This is a genomic window from Sporosalibacterium faouarense (assembly GCF_016765695.1).
Taxonomy (GTDB): Bacteria; Bacillota; Clostridia; order Tissierellales; family VENL01; genus Sporosalibacterium; species Sporosalibacterium faouarense.
The window spans coordinates 18,240-42,202 of record NZ_JAETGO010000075.1; the positions used below are offsets into that span (position 1 = coordinate 18,240).

Here is a 23,963-nt window from a genome sequence, read left to right on the forward strand (position 1 = left end):
CAATTTTTCAAAAAAATATAAGGAGGTAAATTTTGATGAATATGGAGGGAAAGATGAGAGTAGCACTAACGGGGAATCCCAATAGTGGGAAAACAACGCTATTCAATGCAATAACGGGGAGAATTGAGCATGTAGGTAACTGGGCAGGTGTAACAGTTGAGAAAAAAGAAGGGGATATTAAGAAAAATCTTAATAAAACAAATGTTGAAATCACAGCTGTAGATCTTCCGGGAGCATATTCAATGTCTCCATTCACTTCTGAAGAAAGCATCACAAGTGGTTTTGTAAAAAATGAAAATCCAGACGTTATTATTAATATCGTTGATGCTACTAACTTAAGTAGAAGTTTATTTTTCACAACACAGCTTCTTGAATTAGATATACCAGTTGTTGTTGCTCTAAATAAGAGCGATTTAACCAAGAAGAAAAAGACAGCAATAGATGTGAGTAAATTATCTAAATCATTAGGTTGTCCTGTTGTTGAAACAGTATCAACAAAAGGAAATAACAATGGCTTAGAAAAGCTTATTTCTAAAGTTGTAGAGGTGAAAGATAAAGCTCAAACTGCACCATTTGATAGTAAAGGTGTAAATATGTCAGATAAAAACTCTGTTGAAGCTTATGATAAGAAACGCTACGATTTTGTTAAGGGAATAGTTTCAAAAGTAGAGGCTAGGGAGGTAAGTAGTAATACTCAAACTAAGCAAGATGCTGCTGACAGAGTTTTGGCACATAAATGGTTAGGTATTCCTATCTTTGCAGTGATTATGTGGGCAGTTTTCTCAATTTCACAAACACATTTAGGTCCACTTTTGGCAGATACACTTGTTGGTTGGATTGATTTATTCTATGGTTGGGTAGAAGGATTACTAGGCGAAGGAACATCACCTGTACTTTCCTCAATCTTATTAGATGGTATTATTGGCGGAGTCGGAGCAGTCGTTGGTTTCTTACCACTTATCATGGTATTATTTTTCTTATTAGCATTACTAGAAGACTGTGGCTATATGGCTCGTGTTGCTGTTGTTATGGACCGTTTTTTCAAGAGAGTAGGTTTATCAGGTAAATCAATTATTCCGATGGTTATTGGTACTGGTTGTGCTATTCCAGGTGTTATGGCAACAAGAACTATTAAAAATGAAAGACAAAGAAGAACAACTGCAATGCTAACACCTTTTATGCCATGCGGTGCTAAGCTACCTGTTATTGCATTATTTGCAGGTGCATTCTTTAACGATTCGGCATGGGTTGGAACAACAATGTACTTCGTAGGTATTGCAATTATAATTCTAGGAGCTTTAGTAGTAGTAAGAATAACTGGTGAGAAGCATGCAAGATCATTCTTCATTATGGAATTACCAGAATATAAATTTCCAAGTGTTAAAAGAGCTACTATATCTATGTTTTCAAGAGCCAAAGCCTTCATTATTAAGGCTGGTACAATCATTCTTCTTTGTAACGCGGCAGTACAAATTATGCAAACATTCAACTGGCAATTCCAAGTTGTTGCTGAAGGTGCAGAGAACACAAGTATTTTGGCAAGTATAGCATCGCCGTTCGCTGTTTTATTAATACCATTAGGTTTCGGTGTATGGCAATTAGCTGCAGCTGCAATTACTGGTTTTATTGCTAAGGAGAACGTAGTTGGAACATTAGCAGTTGTATACGGAATAACAAATTTTATTGATACTGAAGAACTAGCTTTAGTATCTGATGGAGCAAATGTTGCAAGTATTATGGGATTAACTTCTGTAGCTGCATTAGCATATTTGATGTTTAACTTGTTTACACCACCTTGCTTTGCTGCAATTGGTGCTATGAACTCTGAGATGGAGGATAAAAAGTGGTTATGGGGCGGTATTGCATTCCAGTTTGGTATGGGATACGCCGTGGCATTTATTACTTATCAAGTAGGAACATTATTAACAACAGGTGCATTTGGCGCTGGGTTCCTGCCAGGATTAATTGTTGTAGCAGCAATGATTGCTTACGTTGTATATCTTATAAAAAAAGGTAATGAAAAAGCTGAGAGGAAGTTGGCATTAAGTGTTTAGGAGGGAATTATGTCAAATATAATTGTAATTCTAGTTATATTAGCAATAGTAGGTATTGCAATCAGAAAAATTGTTGTTGAAAAAAGAAATGGTGCCAAGTGCATTGGGTGCCCAGCTGGTAAAACTGGTAAAAGTGATTGCAATTGTAGCACTACAAAGTAGTATAACAATTTAAAATAATAAATCTAAAACTCTGAATAAATCTTTATTCAGGGTTTTTCTTATCTAATATATCATATAAAACATATTAAATTTGATAAATGTTCATATTGAGTTCACATGAAAATGCTAAAATGAATTAAGTGTTTAAAAACAAAACTTTAAGTCATAAACTTTCCACTAAAATTAGAAATGTTTGACTAAGAATTATAATCTAGGTTATATTTTTACTAGCACTATTAAATAGAGGTGAGGTATATGGTTAATATTTTAGTAGTTGAGGATGATAGAAATCTCCAAAAACTAATGAAAGCTGTCTTAAGACAACAAGGCTATAATGTACTAAGTGCTAATGACGGAGGAGAAGCTTTAGAAATAATAGATAAATCTCATGTGGATTTAGTTATTAGTGACATTATGATGCCTAATATGAATGGTTTTGATTTAACAGAAGCTCTTAGAAAATCCAATTATAATCTACCGATTTTAATGATAACAGCTAAAGAAACTTTAGAGGATAAAAGAAAGGGATTTCTTGTAGGGACCGATGATTACATGGTAAAACCTATTGATATGGATGAAATGGGTTTCAGGGTCGCAGCACTATTACGTAGATCTCGTATAGCCAATGAAGCCCGTCTTTCGATTGGAGAAATAGAACTTAATTATGATACTTTAACAGTTAAAAGTAAAGAAGAATCAGTTCTTCTACCTAAAAAAGAATTTTATCTTCTATTTAAGCTATTAAGTTATCCAAAGCAGATATTTACAAGACAACAAATTATGGATGAAATATGGGGTATGGATGTCGATACTGATGAGCGAACGGTAGATGTTCATATTAAAAGGTTGAGAGAAAAGTTTTCTCATTTTGAAGAATTTGAGATTATAACTGTTCGAGGATTAGGTTATAAGGTAGAAATAAAAATATGAAAAAAATCACTATAAAGTTAGCATTATTTTTCATTTTACTTATTTCTATATCCTCTATTTTAGTTTTTTTGATTTCAACTTTTTTTACAGATGGTATTAAAAATGAGGTAAAAACAAATCAAAAGGCAATTGCCACTTCTATATCAGAGTTAAAACAAAGAAGTGATTTAACCGTAGACGAGATTATTGCCATTACGTCTTCATCTATGTTTGATATTAGTATAATTGAAGATATCAATTTGGTAGAAATAACAGAAGAGGAATTAAGTCGAATTCAAAATAATGAAATTGTTTTTATATATCACGGCATATTTCATAATCCTAAGACAATATTAATGATTGATAATTCGTATATTCATATAGGGATGCACCCTAATGGCACAATATTTGAAATAGTTACGTCTCGTATATGGTTTTCAATATTTTTATATATTCTTATAGGTGCTTCATTAACTAGTTTATCAGCCAAAAAAATGGTTAATCCAATACTAAGGCTAGCTTCTGCTACTCAAGAAGTGGCAAAGGGAAACTTTGATGTACAAGTTAAAAACGAAAGTAAAGATGAGGTTGGATTACTCACAAAAAATTTTAATAAAATGACTAAGGAACTAAAAAATATAGAATATCTTCGTAAGGACTTTATTAGCAATGTATCCCATGAATTTAAAACTCCCATTGCTTCTATTCAAGGTTTTGTTAAGCTATTGCAAAAAGGAAATTTATCTGAAGATGAAAAGCAGGAGTATACTAGCATAATTGTTGAAGAAACTGAGAGATTATCTAACCTTTCTTCTAATATTTTAAAGCTATCAAAACTTGAAAATCAAGAAATCATAGATAAGAATCTTTCATTTTCATTAGATGAGCAAATTCGAAAAAGTATATTATTGCTAGAGCATCAATGGAGCAAGAAAAATATAGAATTTAATCTTGAACTTAATAAAATTCTATATTTCGGTGATGAGGAGTTATTGCAACAAGTTTGGATAAATATTATATCTAATGGCATTAAATTTTCAAATAAAAACAGTATAATTGATATAGTACTAATAAAAAGTGATTCAAATATAATAGTGAAAATAAGAGATTATGGTGTTGGTATGGATGAAAGAACTAAGAAGCGTGTCTTTGAAAAGTTTTATCAAGGCAATGAGGCTCATTCACATGAAGGAAATGGGTTGGGGTTGGCTCTAGTAAAACGTATTATTGATCTCTATGATGGAAGTATTAATGTGGAAAGTGAAATAAATGAGGGAACTACTTTTATTGTTCAATTACCTTTAGAGTGAATAAAAGTAAATATGGGCTATTAATTAGAAGAGTTCATATTGAGTTCACATTATTCATTTAAAATAGAACTATAATAATTGAGCAACGAACAATATATTCCAAGATAAATCGCTCCTACTTAAAACAAGTGGAAAGTGTAAGTTGATGAGATAGACAGTATATTTAATAATTTTGAAGAGTCTTTATTAAGATTTACACTTGTATAATAAATTAAATCTAAAGTAAAAATGAAGGAGAATTAACAATGCATACAAATATAGCAGCTAACGAAGTAGAGGAATGGACAAACATGTTATTAATTTATAAGTTTGCCATAGAAGAAGTTAATACTAAGTTAAAAATCTTGAATGAAGAATTTCAGTATATTCATAAACATAATCCTATTGAACATCTAAAAGATAGAGTAAAAAAACCGAAAAGTATAATGAAGAAACTTCAGAGAAAGGGTATAGATATTACTATTGATAATGCAAGAAAGCATATTCACGACATTGCAGGAATCAGGGTCATATGTTCTTTCACATCAGATATATATACATTATTTGAAATGATAAAGAAGCAAAGTGATATAAAAGTGATAGAGGTAAAGGACTATATAAAATCACCAAAGCCAAATGGATACAAAAGTTTGCATATGATTATTGAAATACCAGTATTTTTATCAAGAAAAAAAGAGTATGTAAAAGTTGAAATTCAAATAAGAACGGTAGCAATGGATTTTTGGGCAAGTCTAGAACATAAGATCTATTACAAATACGATAAATCAGTTCCTGATAATTTAATGTCAGAACTTAAGCAGGTAGCAGATTCAATATCACAATTAGATAGGAAAATGGAGAATATTCATAAAACGGTTAATCGATATAAGGAATCAGAAGATATTAAAGATGACACCCAAAAGCTTTTTGTTTTCTCCATGCCAATTTAATATAGAATTAAAAAAGATTAATTATAATAAAAGATAGAAGTAATTAAATTGATTAATAAAGATATATAAAGAGCATCGACTTAAAGAATCTTTTTCTTTAAGTCGATGCTCTTTATATTTGAAGCAAAAAGTAAAGATTAGGTAAAGAAAAAAGTAGAGAGAGACAAAAAGAAGGAAAACCCCAAAATTATGTAGAATAATATAAAAAAATGTCGAATAAACAGAGAGGGAGTTTAGAGTAGATAAAAAAAGAATTGAGGGGAGCTGTATATGTGAAGAAAATTTAAGAAAATAAATTTTGTATAATTAGCATAGATAATTTTCAGTCTCTTGTTAATGAATTCAAAACTTAAATCGCAGAGATATAAGGAATCTATCTAGTTAAATAAAATGGAAACAATATAATTTTTAATAATATATCACTTAGGGGGCTATGTTAATGAAATTAAGACTTAAAGATTGGAAGATAACCACAAAGATAGTATCTTCATTTATCACTTTAATGATATTATTTTTCTTTATAATAGGACAATCTTATTTATCAATCACTGATATTAATCAAGATAAACTTCCATTGTTATCATCTAATGAAGAAGTTGCCAAGGCAATGCTAGAGATGAGAAAAAATGAGAAGGATTTTCTAATGAGAGAAGTTTCAAATGTGGATTTTTTTAGAGAAGGAAAAAGCACTTATATTGAAGATTATGAAAAGAACTATGAGATACTTAATAATAATATAAAATTGATTAAGAACAATGCTGATATTATTCAAGATACTCAGATGGTTAAAAAACTTGATACAATTTTATTAGAGGCAAAAACCTATCATGATAACTTTCTTAAAGTAGTGGATAGAATAAAGAAAAGAGGATTTGAAGATTTTGGTATCGAGGGTGAGTTAAGAGAAGCAATACATAATATTGAGGATAGGATTAGTCAACAAGACCAAGTTATGTTAATGCTTCAAGCTAGACGGGCCGAAAAAGATTATTTTTTGAGACATGATTTAGAATATGTTGAAAAGCTCAATGGAATTGTAACTGATTTAAAATTCTCACTTCAAGACTCCGGAAAGGAATATGAAGTTGAGTTACTAGATAAATATTTTGAGAAATTTAATGATATAGTTGTCATAGAGAAAGAAATCGGATTAACAGAAGATGAAGGTTTAAAAGGAAATTATAGAGAGGCTATACATAAACTAAATCCTCTTCTTAATGATTTGAGTACAAGTATGAAAGCAATGATTAATGATAGAGCTAAAGGGACACAAAAAATTATGCTAGTTTCATTTATCGTTATATTTAGTATTGCCTTATTATTTAGTATATTTATATCAAGGGTGATAGCTAAGCCTATATATAAAGCTAATCAGATGCTTAAAGATATTGCAGAGGGTGAAGGGGATTTAACCAAAAACTTAGAAGTAGATACAAAAGATGAATTGGGTACATTATCATTATGGTTTAATGTATTTACAGATAAAATAAAAGAGATTATTGCACTTGTGAAAAGTAATGCAGATATTATTGCCTTGTCTTCAGAGGAAATAGCTATAGCTACAGAACAATCTAATCAAGGAATGGAAAGTATAGCAAAGGAGATTACAATAATATCGGATGGGTTACAGAATAACGCAAGCGTTATCGAAGAAGCTACTGCAGGTATAGAAGAGATAACTAGTGGAGCTTTTGTTGTTTCAGAAGAATCAGAAGAGGCAACTAAAAATAGTGAAGAGGCTCTTAATGCTGCGAGATATGGCGCAAGTAAGTTAAAAGAAGTAGTTGAAGCTATAGATAGTGTCTATCATTCTTCAAACAATATGACTATTTTGATAGAACAGTTAAAAGATTCTTCTGCTAAAATCAATGATATTGCCTCTTTGATAACTGGAATATCTGAGGAAACAAATTTGTTAGCTTTAAATGCATCTATAGAAGCAGCTAGAGCAGGTGAAAGTGGTAAAGGATTTGTAGTTGTAGCTGATGAAGTTAGAAAGCTTGCAGAGGAAAGTAAGCTTTCAGCCCATGATATTTCAATGTTAATTAAGGAGATTCAACAAAAAATAGAAACGGCTTATAGTGGAATGAAAGAAGAACAAGAATTAGTTACTACTAGTGTAAAAAAAGCAGAAGAAACGAATATAGAGTTTGAAAACATACTGGATAGAATAGCAAAGACTACAGAGAAGATGTCGATTATTTCACAATCAGTGAAACAACAGTCTGAGATAACGAAAGATATGACTAAGGCCATGGACGAGATATCAGAAGCAACTCAACAAAGTGCCTCAGCATCTCAAAAAATTAATTCAAGTATTCAAGAGCAAGTTAGCACATATGAAGAGGTTAGTGCAAGTATTGAAGAGCTAAGTAATATTTCAAAAACTTTGAAAAAACAAACTGATAGATTTAAAACAAAGTAAATGTTTTAAGTGAATTTAGCAAATCATAACCACTAGATTTACGAGTGGTTATGATTTTATTTTTTGCTATTTATTATGGTGAATTTAATATATATAAATAATGATTTGTAAAATATTTGAAAATTTCAAGGTGTAATTTACTATGAACTTATTTCATTTGCACATTGGGTAACCTATATGCCTATCATTAATAATTACTAAAAAATTAAGGCAAAATAATAACATATACTGGAGTCTTTTATGAATATTTTATTGAAGAAAGCATTAAGCTAAAGATTACATTCTTAATTTGAAACTATTCTTCGGCTTCAGCATCTGCTTTAGTTTGATGGATAGTTCCATGAGGATGCTCAGGAGGAGCATAAATAGTGTATAGTTTAAGAGGTTTATATCCAGTATTGATTATATTATGCCATGTTCCTGCAGGAACCATTATTGCATAGTCATCATAGACTTGTGCTTGAAAATCCAACCTAGTTTTATCTTCTCCCATTTTGACAAGGCCTTGGCCTTCTTCAATGCGTATGAACTGATCAACAGTGGGATGGACCTCTAAACCTATATCTTCTCCAACATTAAGACTCATCAAAGTGACCTGTAAATGCTCTCCGGTCCATAAAGCAGTACGAAAATTAATATTCTCTTTGGTGGCTTTATCAATATTAATAACAAAAGGATTTGGTCCATAGTCCTTAATCTTAGTAGGAGGGTTCATAGAATATGGATTGTATATTGGCTGGTTACTCCAATAAGGATATGTTCCATATCCATTGTACATTGATCTATTCATATAATGATGACATGGATATGTCCTATAGTACATATTACTCATTCCTTTCATAGACTTTATACTATAATATGCACAATATTAAATATGGTTCTTTAATTAGTTTATAGGAGATGTAGATAGTTTAATTTTCCTATTTTGTGACAGCAGTCACATATTAAAAAGTGCAATAAATGGTATATTAAATATAAGAGAAATAATTATTTTAATAAAATATTAGCAGTCATAAAATTATTAGATTTTAAAAAGACTATTGTTTAAGTAAAAAATCAATAGAAAGGGTGTTAGCTAAATGAATAAAGAAATTAATTATATCACCATTGACGGCCGTGGAGAACATGAAACATTTAGAGATTGTATAACTAAAGCAATTCAGGATTTAAAACCTAATGAAGGAATTCATATTATTAAAGATTTTGAACCATTTCCCATGTATAAAATGATGGAAGATAAAGGATTTGATAAGTATGTGGAAAAAATAAGTGATGAAGAATATCATGCATATTTTACTCCAAAGAAAAAGTTAAAAAAACTTCAAATGGAAGAGTACTTAAACATTGACGAAAGTAAAATGAAAAAAATAATTGATATTAAACTAAATTATTTAAAGGGAAATATTTCTCTAGAAGAAGCTAAGAAGAAAATGAAAAATAATATTAAAGAGGTAACTGCACAAGAATTTGCTATCTGTGAACAATATCTCCAGCAGCATGGAATTTCAGATGATGAGTTAGCTGAAAGAATGGATGAAATATTAGAGATTTTCGATGGAATATTAGTAACTAATAAATTAAATCTGCCATCTGGACATCCTATTAGAACTTATCTTGATGAAGTTGACGCAATCAGAAAAGTACTAGATGACATGAAAGAAATGCTTAAGAGGAAGTTTATAAAAAATCAATGGGCAGAGTTATATGATAAATTAAATGAAATAAATATACATTTTTCAAGGAAACAAAATCAGTTGTTTTCAGCCTTAGAAAAAAAAGGCTTTGATAAGCCTTCAAAGGTTATGTGGACATTAGATAATAATATAAAAGATATTATTAGTAGGTCTAAGAAATACTTGGAGTTTGACAAAGATAATGAATTTTTAAAACTACAGGACGAAGTAATTGAAATGGTAGAAGATATGATGGTAAAAGAAGAAGAAATTCTCTATCCAACATCTATGGATTTACTTTCTCATGAGGATTTTGTTGAAATGAGAAAAGGAGATGATGAAATAGGATACTGCTTAATAGAAAAACCTCTTCCCTATGATAATGAAGAAATAGAAGACAAGGATAAAATCTCTAGTGATAGTGAATTAGTGAAGGATTTATCAAATGTTCTTCAAAAGCATGGAATCCTTAATTCTACATCAAACAATGATGCTTTAGATGTTAGTCAAGGAAAGCTGACTCTAGAACAAATTAACCTTATATTCAAACATTTACAAGTAGATTTGTCTTATGTGGATGAAAATGAAATTGTAAAATTCTATAGTGATACTAAACATAGAGTATTTCCAAGAAGTGCAGGTGTAATTGGAAGAAAGGTTCAAAATTGTCATCCAAGGGAAAGTGTAGACACAGTTGAAGAAATTATTGAAGCCTTTAGAAATGGAGAGCACGATGAGGCAGAATTTTGGCTAGAAATGGGTGGAAAATTTATATATATCATATATAATGCGGTAAGAGATAAAGAAGGGAACTTTAGAGGTGTACTAGAGATGATGCAAGATGTAACTCATATTAGAAGTCTTGAAGGAAGTCAAAGATTATTATCGTGGAGTGATAAAAAACAAGATGATAGTGGACTAGATAATAGTGGACTAGATAATAGCATAGATAGTGAACAAGAAAAGACAAATAATCAATATGGCATTTCAAAGGAAACAATAATTGGCGATTTGGTTAAAAAGTATCCCTTTATAAAGGAATTTTTATTCAACTTATCTCCTAAATTCAGCAAATTAAAAAATCCTGTAATTTTTAAAACAATGTCATCAATAGCTACCCTGGAAATGATTAGTGAAAGGGGCAATTTTGAGCCTCAATATCTCATAAATAAAATTGTGGAAGAAATAAACTCAAAAACGAAGGAAGTTTGAAAGAGAAAATGAAAAGAATCTTACTGATTATTATTGGAAGTATAAGTTTAGTGTTCGGAATTATTGGTATTATTTTACCCATAATTCCAACTACTCCTTTTTTGTTATTCTCACTTTTTGTATTTATGAAGAGTAGTAAAAAGTTATATGATTTCATACTTTCGAATAAATACTTAGGGCCCTATGTTCAAGAGTATGTTTCAGGAAAAGGAGTATCTATGAAATCAAAGAAAAAAGCCATATTTTTAATCTGGATAACTATAGGCTTTTCTATTGTATTTGTTATTGATAAAATTATTCTTAGATTAATGCTTATAGTTATAGCTGTAACTGTTTCCACATATATTTGGACCAGAAAGACTTTAAAAGTAGACAGCTACGAGTAAATTTATTTTATTTGTAGCTATTTTACTTTTAATTAAAATAATAAACATGAAATAAAATTATGGAACAAAATACTTTTGGAATCGTCTAAAGTTGTAAGAAGAAAATGATAAGAGGTGTGGTTCTGTGAAAAAAAAAGTTGTTAGAAATGTTGTTATATCAGGTGTTTTATCTGCAGGATTAGTAATTCCATCAGTTTCTCTAGCTACAAATATGTCTTCTATAGATAATAATGATAGAATTACTAATATTGAAAAGACAGCTATAGGTGATGAAAATGATACTATAGTTACTAAACCAAAGTTTGATGAACAATCTATTGTAAAAGGTAAGCTAGAAACTAGAGGAAGCTACGAGATTAAAGATGGTAAGGTCATATTTGATTTTGAATTAATGAACCATTATACAGATGCTATACAATTGGAATTTGGTTCTGGACAGCAGTATGAGATTATTATAACTGATGAAGCAGGAAAAGAAGTATACAAATATTCTGAAGGTAAGTTCTTTACAATGGCTCTTGTGTATAAAAGCATTAGTCCAGGCGAGTCTTTGAAATGGCAAGATTCATGGGATATGACTAATAAAAAAGGAGAAAAGCTAACTACAGGAAAATATAAGGCTAAAATTACTGTTGCAGCGAGGACCGGAGAAAATGATAGAAAGACTGGTCGAAACTCATTAACGACTATAATAGATTTTAGATTGCAAGAGTTTAGTAAGGAAGAAGTTAAACAGATAGCTAAGAATTTTTTGCCAGAAGGTACTGAGTTTACAACTCCTAAAGAGTCGCAGCAAGGTGAAAGCTTTACTCAAATAGATTTAAATAAAGATGGTAATGATGAAATTGTAGCATTTTATAAAGGACAATCTAGTGTTGGTGCTATTGTAATAGAGCAAGATGCATTAGGTTGGAAACTAAAAAACAAAATCGAAGGATATGGTAATAGTTTAAATTATGTTGGTTTCCACGATATAGATGGAAATGATAAACTAGATATACTTATTGGTGGACAAGACGAAAATAACAACAATAAATTATTAATTTATAAGCTTAATAATAGAACATATGAAGAAATTAACAGTTTATATTATGAAAGATTCTCAATAGGGAATTTGGATGAAGATAGTAAATTAGATATAGCCACCTTGATAAGTTTAGATAATGAAATGCCTTCAGTGAAACTACAAGTATATAGCTTATTTGATAATGCCTATAAACTAGAATTTGAAAAAGAATTTAAATATAGTTCTTTCCCATATAATATAGCAATAGGTGGAGTTAGTCGAGAACAGAAGGGTATCTTTGCTGATATGGTTGTGGGAGCCCATTCGGCAATTACAGAGGTTTTCATTAAAGAAAATGGAGAATATAAAAGCGCATTAAAGGAAAAAGGTGATGATGAATTGCAGCTCACTTTCAAACCTTATCCGCTTGAAAGCCAGGATGTAAATAACGACGGTGTAATAGAGATTGGAATACAATCTGCACCACCAGAAACCGATGATTTGCCTATGGCAGCAATACCTTGGATTAATTGCTGGTACAAACTAGATGATGAAGGAAGATTAGTATCTGAGCCAGTTATGAAGGACTATTCTAATTATAGTGAAGGGTATAAATTTAGCATACCTAAAAGCTGGTATGGAAAGTTTACAATTAAAAGAGAAATAGTAGAAGAATCTGGGATTAATTCAGTTCAATTCATGTATTTAGCTAAGAATAATCAGAAAGCAAGATTCTTTACATTACATCATATAGCAAAATCAGATTGGGAGCATGATAAACAAAGGTTTCAAGAAAAAGGAAAATCATATTTTATATTAGGAGAAAATAATACAAATATGTTTGTAATTGAATTGCCACAGGGAAATAAAGTACTCCGAGATGACAATCTTAATGAATACAAGAGTATTTTCCTCGATAGAGAGGGTATTATAGATAGCTTTGTAGCTTATGGAGATAATGGAAATGCAATAACATGGATAGGTGATAGTTTAAAATAGCCTTGAAGAAATATAATGGATTATTAATAAGTCGACTAGGAAGAGTTTACCTTGTCGACTTATTGTTATTTAGTCATAACGATTTAATCATGGTCTATACTTGACTCCTTTTCTAAAATAATTATAATGGTTATTAAAGATAGGAGTTATTTTTATAAATAATTATTAAAGAGGTGTTTTAAATGGAAAATGGATATACTCATATTTACACAGGGAACGGTAAGGGTAAGACAACTGCTGCATTAGGGTTATCACTAAGAGCAATTTGTTCCGGCAAAAAGGTATATTTTGGACAATTTGTAAAGGGAATGAAATATAATGAAACGAAGGCAGTAGATCATTTACCTAATTTTGAAATACATCAGTTTGGGAGAAATTGTTTTATTTATAATGATCCAACTCAAGAGGATATAGACGCAGCAAGAAAAGGGCTTGAAGTATGTAAGAAAGTATTATCTGAAGGGAAATACGACATAGTAGTTCTAGATGAGTTAACTATAGCGTTGTATTATAAGCTATTTTCTGTAGAAGAAACTATAGATATGCTAAAAAATAAAGCATCCCATGTAGAGGTTATTATAACCGGGCGGTATGCACCACAAGAATTGATAGAGTTAGCAGATTTAGTAACAGAGATGCAAGAAATCAAACACTATTATCAAAAAGGTGTTGAAGCAAGAGAAGGAATAGAAAGGTGAGGTAAATGGTATAAAGATAATCACAATAAAAAACTAAAGCTATAGCCATACTTTTATCTATAGCTTTAGTTTTTTATTGTATTTTTTTAGAATAAAATTAAAGTATTAATTATTATAGTTCATATTGAGTTCATATTATTACTTTACAATAAAATCATATTAAAAATTGAGGGGAGTAAAAAGTGAAACTTCAACTCTTTTTTTATATTTATTATTACTAAAAAGTTATTATGGAGGTTTTAAATTTGAATGTTATAGTACAACCATTAGGTGCGCTTCTGAAAATGATTTTTGATGTGGTTGGGAATTATGGTATCTCAATAATTACATTTACAATAATTGTAAAACTTGCAATGATTCCTTTGACAATAAAACAATCAAAATCTATGAAGAAAATGCAGGAAATACAACCACAGATTAAAGAACTACAAGAAAAATATAAAGATGATAAAGAGCAAATGAATATTAAAATGATGGAATTTTATAAGGAGAATAATGTAAGTCCCTTTGGAGGTTGTTTACCATTATTAATTCAGTTTCCAGTTATAATAGGATTATTTACAGTACTAAGAAATCCTATGGATTTTGGTTTTACTCAAGAAGTGGTACAAGCAGCTTTTTTATGGGTACCTAACCTATCTCAATCGGACCCATGGATACTACCTTTATTAGCGGGAATAACTACTTATTTATCTAGTGCAATAATGCCAAATACAAATAATCAACAAAAGACACAACTAAATGTTATGAAATATATTATGCCCGTTATGATCTTTATTTGGGGGAGAAGCTTTCCTGCTGGATTAGCTCTATACTGGGTGACCAGCAATATATTCCAAGCAGTTCAGCAAATATTAATAAATAAACCTAATTTAAAACAAGTTGAGATTACAAGATAGTAAATAAAGTGATGATTAGACTTAATTATAAATATTTTAAGCTTAACTTAACATATTTATCAATGATAGAGGGCTAAGGAGTGTTTAAATATTGCATTTAAGATATCATAGAGTAAAGAAACATATTCAAAGTAAGAAGGATCCAAGTAATTATATTAGGAAATTTGTTTCACAAGGATTATATGGAACACTAATAGTGATGTCTCTAATAGTAGCTCTAGATAAACAACAAAAGACCCCTGGTCAAGTAATAGTATCATTACTTACAACAGTGTTAGCTTTTGCCATAGCTCATTTCTACTCAGAAATGATTGCAGATAGAATTGTATCAAAAGAAAAACTTACTATAAAAAAGCTGAAAAATTTGTTTTATGAAATAGCACCTATCGGAATAGGTTCTCATATACCTACTATTATTTTTTTCTTTGCCCTATTTGGATTTATTTCAATTGAAAAAGCATTTTTGTTTGCAAAGGTTGCAGGGCTAGGTGCTTTATTCCTATATGGATTTTTAGTAGGTAAATATTCAAACAAATCAAAATATAACTCTTTTTTTATTGGAGCTATTAATATGCTAATTGGAGCTATAGTTGTTGTAATAAAAGCTTTAGTACATTAAGGTTAATGGAAATTAGAATATTTCACTAAATTTAAAAATAAGTCTATAAAAGGCATTAGCTTAGTTAGATTATCTAATTTTGAGTTAATGTCTTTTATATTTGATACATAATTTTTAAAATATGAAAAAAATTTAAAGTGTAATTTAATATAAAATTCTATATAATTTAGGGTATCTAAATAAATAATATTAAGGAGAAATTGAATATGAAAGATACCCATTTAAATGCAAATAAAAAAGAGGTTAGAAGAAAAATCTATTCTATGATTTTACCCATTACTATGGAAAATATATTGGTTATGGTGGCAGGCTTTGTCTCTATGGGTATGCTAGGGCGTATAGACACATTAGCTATAGGTGCCTTTGGATTAAGTGATAGATTGACTAAAATAATATGGGCACTGTTTAAAGGAGTTACAATGGGAGCAAGTGTATTTGTTGCTCAAGCCTATGGATCTCAAAATCATAGTAGATTGAAGAAAGTTATTCAGCAGACACTTTTGTCGTCAATCATCCTTGTAATTTTGTTACAACAATTTGTATTTTGGAAAGCACCAATGCTATTAGGGATTTATAATCCCGATCCTAATTTGATGCATGACTCCATTGCTTATTTGAGAATTGTCTCATGGGGACTACCATTCTTAGCTATTATGTTAGTAGTAGCAGGTGTGCTACAAGGAATGGGTAATGCAAGAACACCTATGTTGATTGCACTAATTATGAATATAACTAATATTATTTTTGGGTATGGTTTTATATTTGGCAATTTTGGGCTGCCTAAATTAGGTCTCAAAGGAGCTGCCATTGCTACTATAATATCCCAGGTCACAGCAGCTATGTTAGGTATTTACGTATTATTTAACAAAAAAGGTGTATTAAGTACATTACTTAATAAGAGATTTTTTAAGCTGGATATAAAAGAAGTATTATCTATTTATAAAGTAGGAATGCCATCGGCATTGGAGTCGATTTTCTGGCAGGTATCATCTATTATTTTAACTAAAATTATTATGACATTTGGAAATACTGCCTTGGCGGCTTATCAAGTGGGTTTACAGGCAGAATCAATTTCATATATGCCAGCTGCTGGCTTTAGTATTGCTGCCACTGCATTTATAGGTCAAGCATTGGGTGCAAGAAAAGAAAAATTAGGCAGAACCTATCTAAAAGAAACTATTAAAGGATCAATGATTATAACCAGTTTGAGTGTAATTTTATTGGTAGGGTTTCCCCATATCATTCTTGGACTTTTAACTAACCAAGCAGATGTAATTAAATTAGGCTCTATATACTTAGTATTGATGGGAATAGTTCAAATTCCTCAAAATTTATCAGGAGTTTTAAATGGAGCTTTAAGGGGAGCAGGTCATACAAGGGTGCCCATGTTTGTAGCTGGAGCAGGGTTATGGATTGTTAGAATCCCTATTTCTTTAATCTTAACTTATTGGCTTCATATGGACATTGTTGCAATTTGGGTTGTTATGTGTTTTGATTTAGTATTTAGATTTGTACTTAGTCTAATTCTATATAAAACGAAGAATATTTATAAAACTGAGCTTGTACTAGAGAAAAACTAATAGATGGATTTTATCTTGCCGACTTATTTATAAGGAAATCTCCGTTTATTATTATCATTATGAACTGAATAAGCTGCAATAAAGCAAGTCAAAGGAATAGTGAATATTAGACCAATACTGCCACATAAAGATCTAATTATCTCTACTGCCATAAGCTCAGTATTTATTGAATATAAAAAACTAGAATTAGAAGATAAGTATATTATTAATAAAGGCATAAAGCTACCAACATATGCTAAAACAAGGGTGTTTACCATTGTTGACATTACATCTTTTCCTATTTTTAATCCAGATTGAAGTAATCCTCCAAATTTTATATTTGGAGATTGACTTTTAATTTCAAATATTGATGATGTTATTGACATACTAACATCCATTACTACACCAATCGTTCCAATTATAATAGCACCCATATATAATCCTCTATAATCCAATTTAATACCTAGGTTTGACACAATGAACATAACATCTTCACTAGCAAGACCTGTTATTTTGGTAGAGTTTATATAAATATGTGACAATATACCTGCAGTGACAGTTCCACCAATTGTACCTAAAATTGCAATTAAACTTTTTTTAGTAAAGCCTGAAATCAATATAAAACTTACAACGCTTATTAATATAGCACAAATTATTGAAAGTACTACAGCGTTATATCCTTTTAGAATATAAGGGATTAAGAACTTTATAATAATAAATCCAGAAAAAATAAGTGCAGTTAGTGATAGCACACCCTTTAATCTTCCAAAAACAATTAAAGACACTAGAAATATTATACCTAAGGTTTTTAACTGTTCAACTCTCCAAATATTTATTAGGCTTCCTTGTAAAGAGTTATTTTCTAAATAAACTTCAATTAAAACTGTATCTCCTCTTTCTAAAACATAGCTATGAGTTGAATATTCAATTATAAGTCTTTCTAGTGTGATAATCTGATCTTTATATTTTCCCTCTAAAATTCTAACTTTTACTAATTGATTGTTAATATCAGTCCCTGCAAAAGAAGGATTCTTTTCAATAGAAATAACTTCTGCTTTAACTTGATTAGGATTTGAAGAAGCCCATACAGTACTAAAAATTATCATTAAAATTATTATTATAGAGAAAATTCTTTTAGTCAAAAAAACACCTCCCTTTAATAATTATGAAAGGAGGTGGACAAACAGAACTAGTTTTAGTAAGAAAAAAGCAGTTACTTTTTTTCTGTATGCATGAATTTCTCCATGGCTTTGATAGAGTCATTACTTATTACATGTTCAATTGCACAGGCATCAGTTTCGGCAATTGAAGGATCTACTCTTAGAATTTTAGTCAAGAATCCCTGTATTACATGATGTTTTTTTGAAACAGTTTTGGCTAGCTTATAGCCTTCTGGAGTAAGGACTACTTCTTTATATTTTTCATTTATTATAAGACCCTTTTCTGCGAGGGTAGACATGGCACTGCTAGTACTTGCCTTTGTAACTCCCATACGGGCAGCTATATCTGAAACACGTGCTCCATTTTCTTGAATCGATAGTTCATATATTGCTTCAAGGTAGTTTTCCATTGTAAATGTAAGTTTTTCCACTTATATCCCTCCAAACTATTACATTACTGTATAATCCCAAATTTATTATAAGTTATAATTTAAACTCAATAACATTTCAATAATATTGTTGTAATAATATTTAATAACATTAGTATATACTAATATACTTAGAAAATAAAGATAGAGTGATAATTAAGTTTATGGTTTGTTGTAAATTTTGGAAACCATATGATATAATGTTAGAGTACTCTAACATTATATCATATATATAAGTATATAATTCTAAAATAGAATATTACAAAAAGTCATCAAGAATAAGAGTATTTTTATAATTATATAGGGAGTGGTGAAGTAAAATGGAAGATAGATTAAAAGGAGATGCCTTTTATTGTGATAATATGATTACTGTAAAAGAAGATGCTGAGTGTACAATATATAAAATGAAGGATGGTAGTGGAGAAGGGACAATGACTTGTTATAAGGTTTTTCCTGGTATTGATTTGATATATAATGATTTTCATATGCAAAATTGCTTATCAAAATTTCAACCAAAGGTAGAAATGTTAGGAATTGATCACTGCAAGGAAGGACGTATAGAATGGCAATTTAAAAATGGATCATACTTGTATTTAGAAGAGGGAGATTTTCAGATAAATTTAAAAGAAAGTCATGACATTGGTTTTGGATTTCCTCTTTCTCATTATCATGGAATTACTATTGCAGTATATATTGATAAAGCAACAAACTCACTCTCAAAAGCTTTTGGTGAATTTTCCATAGATGTAAAAAAGCTTTGTGAAAAATTTTGTTCAAATAATAAAACGTTTATTATGCGTGCAGATAAATCAATAGAACATATTTTTTCTGAGCTTTATACAGTACCGGACACAATTAGAAATAATTATTTTAAGATTAAAGTTCTTGAACTCCTTTTGTTTCTCAGTGCTCTAGATGAATCAGAAGATAGTGAAGAAAGAGTTTATTTTCCTAAAAGACAAGTTGAGAAAGTAAAATTAATAATGAAATATATAACAAAAAACTTAGATAAACATTTTACTTTAGATGAATTATCTACAATATTTGAGATGTCTCTCACATCTTTAAAACTGTGTTTTAAGGGGGTATATGGGAAATCAGTTTATGCATATATACGTTCTTATCGTATTCATACAGCTGCTATAATGTTGAAAGAAACTAATGCTAATATTACTGATATTGCCGGTAGGGTAGGATATGCTAATCCTAGTAAATTTTCTGCAGCTTTTAAAAAAATAATGGGTATGGCTCCTTCAAAATATCGAAAACAAGTTGTCTAATTGGAGTATATTTTGACTACATGGAGCAGATGGCTATATAGAATTTTGTTATAATAACGCTATACGATAATGATTCTCAATTGATGCTGAAAGGCGCTTTTATTATAGCTAAAAGTTAGAATGCTCTAACTTTACAAACGTAATAAACTACAAAACTTTTTAGCTATTCAATAAGCTTCATTGAATTATTGAAAGGAGTGTGAACAATGAATCAAACTAGTTCGAAAAATGGGATATCCAGACTTTTAGAGCTTGCTTCAAGTAAAAAGCCATTGGTGATAAGCTCTGTAGTTTTATCTGCTTTAGCATCCATTGTTTCTTTTATACCCTATATAGCAATTTATTTTATTATTAAAGAGATGCTAAGTGTTTATCCTGAGTTTACAAACTTAGATTTAGAAAGAACACTTGGCTTTGGGTGGATTGCACTAGGAGGAGTATTAGGAAATGTTATACTCTATTTCTTAGCCTTAGTGTGCTCCCATCTAGCTGCATTTGGAACACTATATGAGTTGAAGGTGAACTTCGCTTCCCATATTGCTAAGCTTCCCCTTGGATTCCATTTAAACTATGGAAGTGGGAAATTGCGTAAAGTTATGGACGAAAATATTGAAAAAATTGAAGGCTTTATTGCCCATCAGCTTCCAGATATTGTAGCCTCCATGGTAGCGCCTATTGTGATGTTTATTGTCTTACTCACCATTGATTGGCGTTTTGGTATAGCAGCGGCTTTTGGTATCATAATTGCCTTTGTATTACAATTTAGAGCTTATGGAAACGATGGAGCAAAGGCAATGATGGAAGAATATCAAACTGCTTTAGAAGAGATGAATAATGCATCAGTGGAATATATCCGCGGGATTTCTGTTGTTAAAGCCTTTAAGCAGACAGTATATTCATTTCGCAGATTACATGAAACTATCAAAGCTTATACTAGGTTTGTATTGCCTTATACTTTGAGTTGGGAAAATTACATGTCAGGATTCTTAACAATTGTAAATAATATTTATCTTTTTATCATACCAGTAGGAGTACTAATTGGCTTGAATACAACGGACTATTCTCAATATGCATTAACCTTTATTTTTTATCTTATCTTTGTCCCATCTATTTCATCGGTGATGATGAAAATTTTATATGTTTCTAGTAATATGATGCAGATTTATAGCGGGATTGAAAGGATGGATAACGTTCTTAATACTTCAGTTTTGCCAGAAGCTAGTGCTACTGAAACCTGCAGGAATCATGAGATTGAATTTAAAAATGTTTCTTTCTCTTATGATAAAGATAAAAGTACAGCAGCATTAACCGATGTGTCATTTAAGGCTGAACAAGGAGAGGTTACTGCAATAGTGGGTCCTTCAGGTAGCGGTAAAAGTACTATAGCTCATTTGGTTCCTAGATTTTTTGACATTTCAGAAGGCTCGATTAGAATTGGGGAAGCAGATATTCGAAATATAAAAATTGATTATTTGATGAATAAGGTAAGCTTTGTATTTCAGGATGTATTTTTATTTAAGCAAAGTATTATGGATAATATAAGAATTGGTAATCAAGAAGCAACGGATGAGCAGGTGATTGCAGCAGCTAAAGCAGCACAGTGTCATGAGTTCATTATAAAGTTGCCACAAGGCTATAATACTGTAATAGGTACACGAGGAGTGCATCTTTCAGGTGGGGAACAGCAAAGAGTTGCTATAGCTAGGGCCATTGTCAAAGATGCTCCTATTATTGTCTTAGATGAAGCTACTGCTTTTGCAGATCCTGAAAATGAATATTTAATACAGAAAGCCTTTGAAAAACTGATGCAAGATAAAACTGTTATTATAATTGCTCATAGATTGTCTACTATACGTGGAGCTAATAAGATTATTGTAATGGATAAAGGTAGATTAGTAGAGAAAGGGACTCATAGTGAGCTATTGGAGAAAAAAGGAAAGTACAATGATATGTGGGAAATGTATACAAAATCATTACAGTGGAAAATAGATAGTACAAAGGGGGTTGAGATGAATGTTTAATTTAAAAGACAAACTAATGCTTACCGACAAAGGGTACTCAGATTTAAAGAAGGCTATTGCAGCTTGTACCCTTACTAATCTCTCTCTAATGCTACCTTTTGGAATTACTATTCAGATATTTGCAGAATTATTAAAACCTTTAATGGGACAGCAAATATCTTGGATGAAAATGTGGATTTATTTTGGGCTAGGTATAATAGCGGCAGGGATTGTATTTTTATCAAATAAAAATGACTATAAAAAAACATATGTGGCTTCATATAAGGAATCGGAGGCCGTTAGAATCCGTGTTGCTGAGCATATTAGAAAGCTTCCCATGAATTTCTTTAATACAAAGAATTTATCAGAGCTTACAACTAATATTATGGGAGATTGTGCAACAAGTGAGCATGTGTTGAGTCATATTATACCTCAGCTTATGGCAAATGGCATCTCTATTTTAATAGTTTGTATTGCACTTGCTATTTTTGATTGGAGAATGGCATTGACTGTTTTTTGTACAGTCCCTATTGCTTTTCTGATTATTGTATTAAGTAGAAAAATCCAGAAGAGATTAAGTGAGAGGCATATAGAATCAAAACTAGAAGCATCAGATAAAGTGCAAGAATACTTAGAAGGGATTAAAGTAATTAAGTCTTGCGGATTAGAGGGAGCTAGATTTAATACATTAGACCAAGCCTTAAGATTAATGAAGGATATGGCTATAAAAATGGAGTTTGGAACAGGAATATTTGTTACAGGAGCACAAATTATTGTGCAGATGGGTATAGGGCTTACAGTTTTTGTAGGAACTTATCTTTTAACAGGAGGTAAAATTGAACTAATTCCCCTACTTATGTTTTTCTTAATCGTAGTAAGGATATATGGACCAATACTTACAGAGCTCACCCTTCTACCTGAGTTACTGTATATGCAAACTTCTACTAAACGAATGAGAACTTTATTTACAACACCTATTATGGAAGGAGATAAAGAAAAGCAAATTATTGATTACAACATAGATTTTCATAATGTATCTTTTAGCTACACTGGAGAGCTCTCTACCGATAAAACAGTCATTGATGATATGAATATTTCTATACCATCTAATGGCATTACTGCGCTAGTGGGTCCATCTGGAAGTGGTAAAAGTACCCTTGCAAAGCTAATAGCCAGATTCTGGGATGTTAATAAAGGCGTAATAAAAATAGGGGGAATTGATATCAGAACTCTAGATCCAGAACATCTAATGGGATATATGTCAATTGTATTTCAAGATGTTGTACTTTTTAACGATACCGTTTATAACAATATTCGCATAGGGAATTTGAATGCTACTGATGAAGAGATTATGGCTGCAGCAAAGGCGGCATGCTGCGACGAATTTGTAAGTAATCTCCCAAATGGGTATCAGACTATTTTAGGAGAAAATGGAAGCACTATTTCTGGAGGAGAAAGGCAAAGGATATCAATTGCACGGGCATTACTAAAAGATGCTCCCATTGTTCTTCTTGATGAAGCAACTGCTTCTCTAGATCCCGAAAATGAAGTGTTTATTCAGCAGGCAATTTCAAAGCTTATAGAAGGAAAAACAGTAATTGTGATTGCTCACCGATTAAGAACTGTAGCTGGTGCAGATAAAATAATTGTACTTAATAAAGGGAAAGCTGTGGAAGAAGGAACACATAGTGAATTGATTAATAATAAAGGATTATATGAGAAGCTTTATAATCTGCAGCAAAAAAGTTTGGGATGGAGTGTATAAAATAATGAAAAAGAATGAGAAGTTTAGGCTCTAAGCTTCTCATTCTTTTTCTTATCTAATATTAAATTATAGCTTAAGCCAGACAGAACTAAGAGTCCTCCCATAACTTTACCAATAGATACTTGGTTTAAGCTAAGATAATCAATAATAATTCCAGCAAATAATTGACCTATAAAAATGAGTAAGGTTAAATAGAAAGTGGGAATTTTATGGGTCATATAGCTTGACAATCCAACAACTAATACTCCAACCAATCCACCTAGATAAGCCCATAAAGGCAAAGAGCTAAAAGATAAATTGTTGATTGTAAAGGGTTTATTTACCAGTAGAAAAACTATTAATGCAACGAATAAACCAATTATATAGTTGAAAAAAGTGCCTTGGAGAAGTCCAATGTGCTTTGCTAGATTAGCATTTATTATTCTAGCTAATACGATTGAGACCCCAGCTAGAATTGATAATAAAATGGCTATATAAAACATGTTTTTAC

At 30.7% G+C, this 23,963-nt stretch carries 20 protein-coding genes; 16 read left to right on the forward strand and 4 right to left on the reverse strand.

What is annotated here, in order from left to right; translation table 11 throughout:
* The first annotated feature begins 35 nt into the window (after nucleotides 1-35).
* The 6 genes from feoB to JMO20_RS14220 all read left to right on the forward strand — a co-directional run bounded on the left by feoB (nucleotide 36) and on the right by JMO20_RS14220 (nucleotide 7,789).
* The gene (feoB, locus tag JMO20_RS14195) at nucleotides 36-2,054 is read left to right on the forward strand and encodes a ferrous iron transport protein B (protein ID WP_279380142.1); all 2,019 of its coding nucleotides are present in this window, start codon (nucleotides 36-38) and stop codon (nucleotides 2,052-2,054) included.
* Between the two features lie 9 nt (nucleotides 2,055-2,063).
* Nucleotides 2,064-2,216 carry a FeoB-associated Cys-rich membrane protein gene (locus tag JMO20_RS14200; protein ID WP_202710353.1) on the forward strand — a complete coding sequence of 51 codons (153 nt, stop codon included), beginning with the start codon at nucleotides 2,064-2,066 and terminating at the stop codon, nucleotides 2,214-2,216.
* A gap of 255 nt (nucleotides 2,217-2,471) precedes the next feature.
* On the forward strand, nucleotides 2,472-3,146 hold the full coding sequence (locus JMO20_RS14205; RefSeq protein ID WP_202710354.1) for a response regulator transcription factor: 675 nt from the start codon (nucleotides 2,472-2,474) through the stop codon (nucleotides 3,144-3,146).
* Nucleotides 3,143-4,435 (forward strand): sensor histidine kinase, encoded by a 1,293-nt coding sequence (locus tag JMO20_RS14210; protein WP_202710355.1) that lies wholly within the window; start codon nucleotides 3,143-3,145, stop codon nucleotides 4,433-4,435. The genes JMO20_RS14205 and JMO20_RS14210 overlap by 4 nt, the downstream gene beginning before the upstream one ends.
* Nucleotides 4,436-4,680: 245 nt before the next feature.
* On the forward strand, nucleotides 4,681-5,364 hold the full coding sequence (locus JMO20_RS14215; protein ID WP_202710356.1) for a GTP pyrophosphokinase: 684 nt from the start codon (nucleotides 4,681-4,683) through the stop codon (nucleotides 5,362-5,364).
* A 439-nt stretch (nucleotides 5,365-5,803) separates the two neighbouring features.
* Nucleotides 5,804-7,789: a methyl-accepting chemotaxis protein gene (locus JMO20_RS14220; RefSeq protein ID WP_202710357.1), complete on the forward strand. Its 1,986-nt coding sequence runs from the start codon at nucleotides 5,804-5,806 to the stop codon at nucleotides 7,787-7,789.
* A gap of 295 nt (nucleotides 7,790-8,084) precedes the next feature.
* Here JMO20_RS14220 and JMO20_RS14225 read toward each other — a convergent pair whose 3' ends face one another.
* The gene (locus tag JMO20_RS14225; RefSeq protein WP_202710358.1) at nucleotides 8,085-8,612 is read right to left on the reverse strand and encodes a cupin domain-containing protein; all 528 of its coding nucleotides are present in this window, start codon (nucleotides 8,610-8,612) and stop codon (nucleotides 8,085-8,087) included.
* A gap of 256 nt (nucleotides 8,613-8,868) precedes the next feature.
* Here JMO20_RS14225 and JMO20_RS14230 point away from each other — a divergent pair, with 256 nt between their 5' ends.
* The 7 genes from JMO20_RS14230 to JMO20_RS14260 all read left to right on the forward strand — a co-directional run bounded on the left by JMO20_RS14230 (nucleotide 8,869) and on the right by JMO20_RS14260 (nucleotide 16,861).
* Nucleotides 8,869-10,674, forward strand: a complete 1,806-nt coding sequence (locus tag JMO20_RS14230) for a PAS domain-containing protein (RefSeq protein WP_202710359.1) — start codon at nucleotides 8,869-8,871, stop codon at nucleotides 10,672-10,674.
* On the forward strand, nucleotides 10,671-11,060 hold the full coding sequence (locus JMO20_RS14235; protein ID WP_207753512.1) for a YbaN family protein: 390 nt from the start codon (nucleotides 10,671-10,673) through the stop codon (nucleotides 11,058-11,060). Before JMO20_RS14230 ends, JMO20_RS14235 begins: the two co-directional genes overlap by 4 nt.
* Before the next feature lie 124 nt (nucleotides 11,061-11,184).
* Nucleotides 11,185-13,065 carry a BsuPI-related putative proteinase inhibitor gene (locus JMO20_RS14240; RefSeq protein ID WP_341534035.1) on the forward strand — a complete coding sequence of 627 codons (1,881 nt, stop codon included), beginning with the start codon at nucleotides 11,185-11,187 and terminating at the stop codon, nucleotides 13,063-13,065.
* Between the two features lie 182 nt (nucleotides 13,066-13,247).
* Nucleotides 13,248-13,763 carry a cob(I)yrinic acid a,c-diamide adenosyltransferase gene (gene cobO, locus JMO20_RS14245; protein WP_202710361.1) on the forward strand — a complete coding sequence of 172 codons (516 nt, stop codon included), beginning with the start codon at nucleotides 13,248-13,250 and terminating at the stop codon, nucleotides 13,761-13,763.
* Between the two features lie 245 nt (nucleotides 13,764-14,008).
* Nucleotides 14,009-14,662 (forward strand): YidC/Oxa1 family membrane protein insertase, encoded by a 654-nt coding sequence (locus JMO20_RS14250; RefSeq protein WP_202710362.1) that lies wholly within the window; start codon nucleotides 14,009-14,011, stop codon nucleotides 14,660-14,662.
* Nucleotides 14,663-14,753: 91 nt separating this feature from the next.
* A complete protein-coding gene (locus JMO20_RS14255) occupies nucleotides 14,754-15,281 on the forward strand; it encodes a hypothetical protein (protein ID WP_202710363.1) in 528 nt (175 codons plus the stop codon).
* Nucleotides 15,282-15,487: 206 nt separating this feature from the next.
* The gene (locus JMO20_RS14260) at nucleotides 15,488-16,861 is read left to right on the forward strand and encodes an MATE family efflux transporter (protein ID WP_202710364.1); all 1,374 of its coding nucleotides are present in this window, start codon (nucleotides 15,488-15,490) and stop codon (nucleotides 16,859-16,861) included.
* A gap of 23 nt (nucleotides 16,862-16,884) precedes the next feature.
* Here the strand turns inward: JMO20_RS14260 and JMO20_RS14265 are convergent, their stop codons facing one another.
* Both JMO20_RS14265 and JMO20_RS14270 read right to left on the reverse strand, forming a co-directional pair.
* Complete coding sequence (locus JMO20_RS14265; RefSeq protein ID WP_202710365.1) at nucleotides 16,885-17,982, reverse strand: YibE/F family protein; 1,098 nt, start codon at nucleotides 17,980-17,982, stop codon at nucleotides 16,885-16,887.
* Nucleotides 17,983-18,053: 71 nt separating this feature from the next.
* Nucleotides 18,054-18,431 (reverse strand): iron dependent repressor, metal binding and dimerization domain protein, encoded by a 378-nt coding sequence (locus tag JMO20_RS14270; RefSeq protein ID WP_202710366.1) that lies wholly within the window; start codon nucleotides 18,429-18,431, stop codon nucleotides 18,054-18,056.
* A 317-nt stretch (nucleotides 18,432-18,748) separates the two neighbouring features.
* Between JMO20_RS14270 and JMO20_RS14275 the strand changes: the two genes are divergently transcribed.
* From JMO20_RS14275 to JMO20_RS14285, 3 genes are all read left to right on the forward strand, one after another.
* Nucleotides 18,749-19,708, forward strand: coding sequence for a helix-turn-helix domain-containing protein (locus JMO20_RS14275; protein WP_202710367.1), 960 nt, complete (start codon nucleotides 18,749-18,751; stop codon nucleotides 19,706-19,708).
* Between the two features lie 206 nt (nucleotides 19,709-19,914).
* Nucleotides 19,915-21,729, forward strand: a complete 1,815-nt coding sequence (locus JMO20_RS14280; protein ID WP_202710368.1) for an ABC transporter ATP-binding protein — start codon at nucleotides 19,915-19,917, stop codon at nucleotides 21,727-21,729.
* Nucleotides 21,722-23,473: an ABC transporter ATP-binding protein gene (locus JMO20_RS14285; RefSeq protein ID WP_202710369.1), complete on the forward strand. Its 1,752-nt coding sequence runs from the start codon at nucleotides 21,722-21,724 to the stop codon at nucleotides 23,471-23,473. The genes JMO20_RS14280 and JMO20_RS14285 overlap by 8 nt, the downstream gene beginning before the upstream one ends.
* Before the next feature lie 23 nt (nucleotides 23,474-23,496).
* Here JMO20_RS14285 and JMO20_RS14290 read toward each other — a convergent pair whose 3' ends face one another.
* Nucleotides 23,497-23,955, reverse strand: coding sequence for a DMT family transporter (locus JMO20_RS14290; RefSeq protein WP_202710370.1), 459 nt, complete (start codon nucleotides 23,953-23,955; stop codon nucleotides 23,497-23,499).
* Nucleotides 23,956-23,963 lie beyond the last annotated feature (8 nt).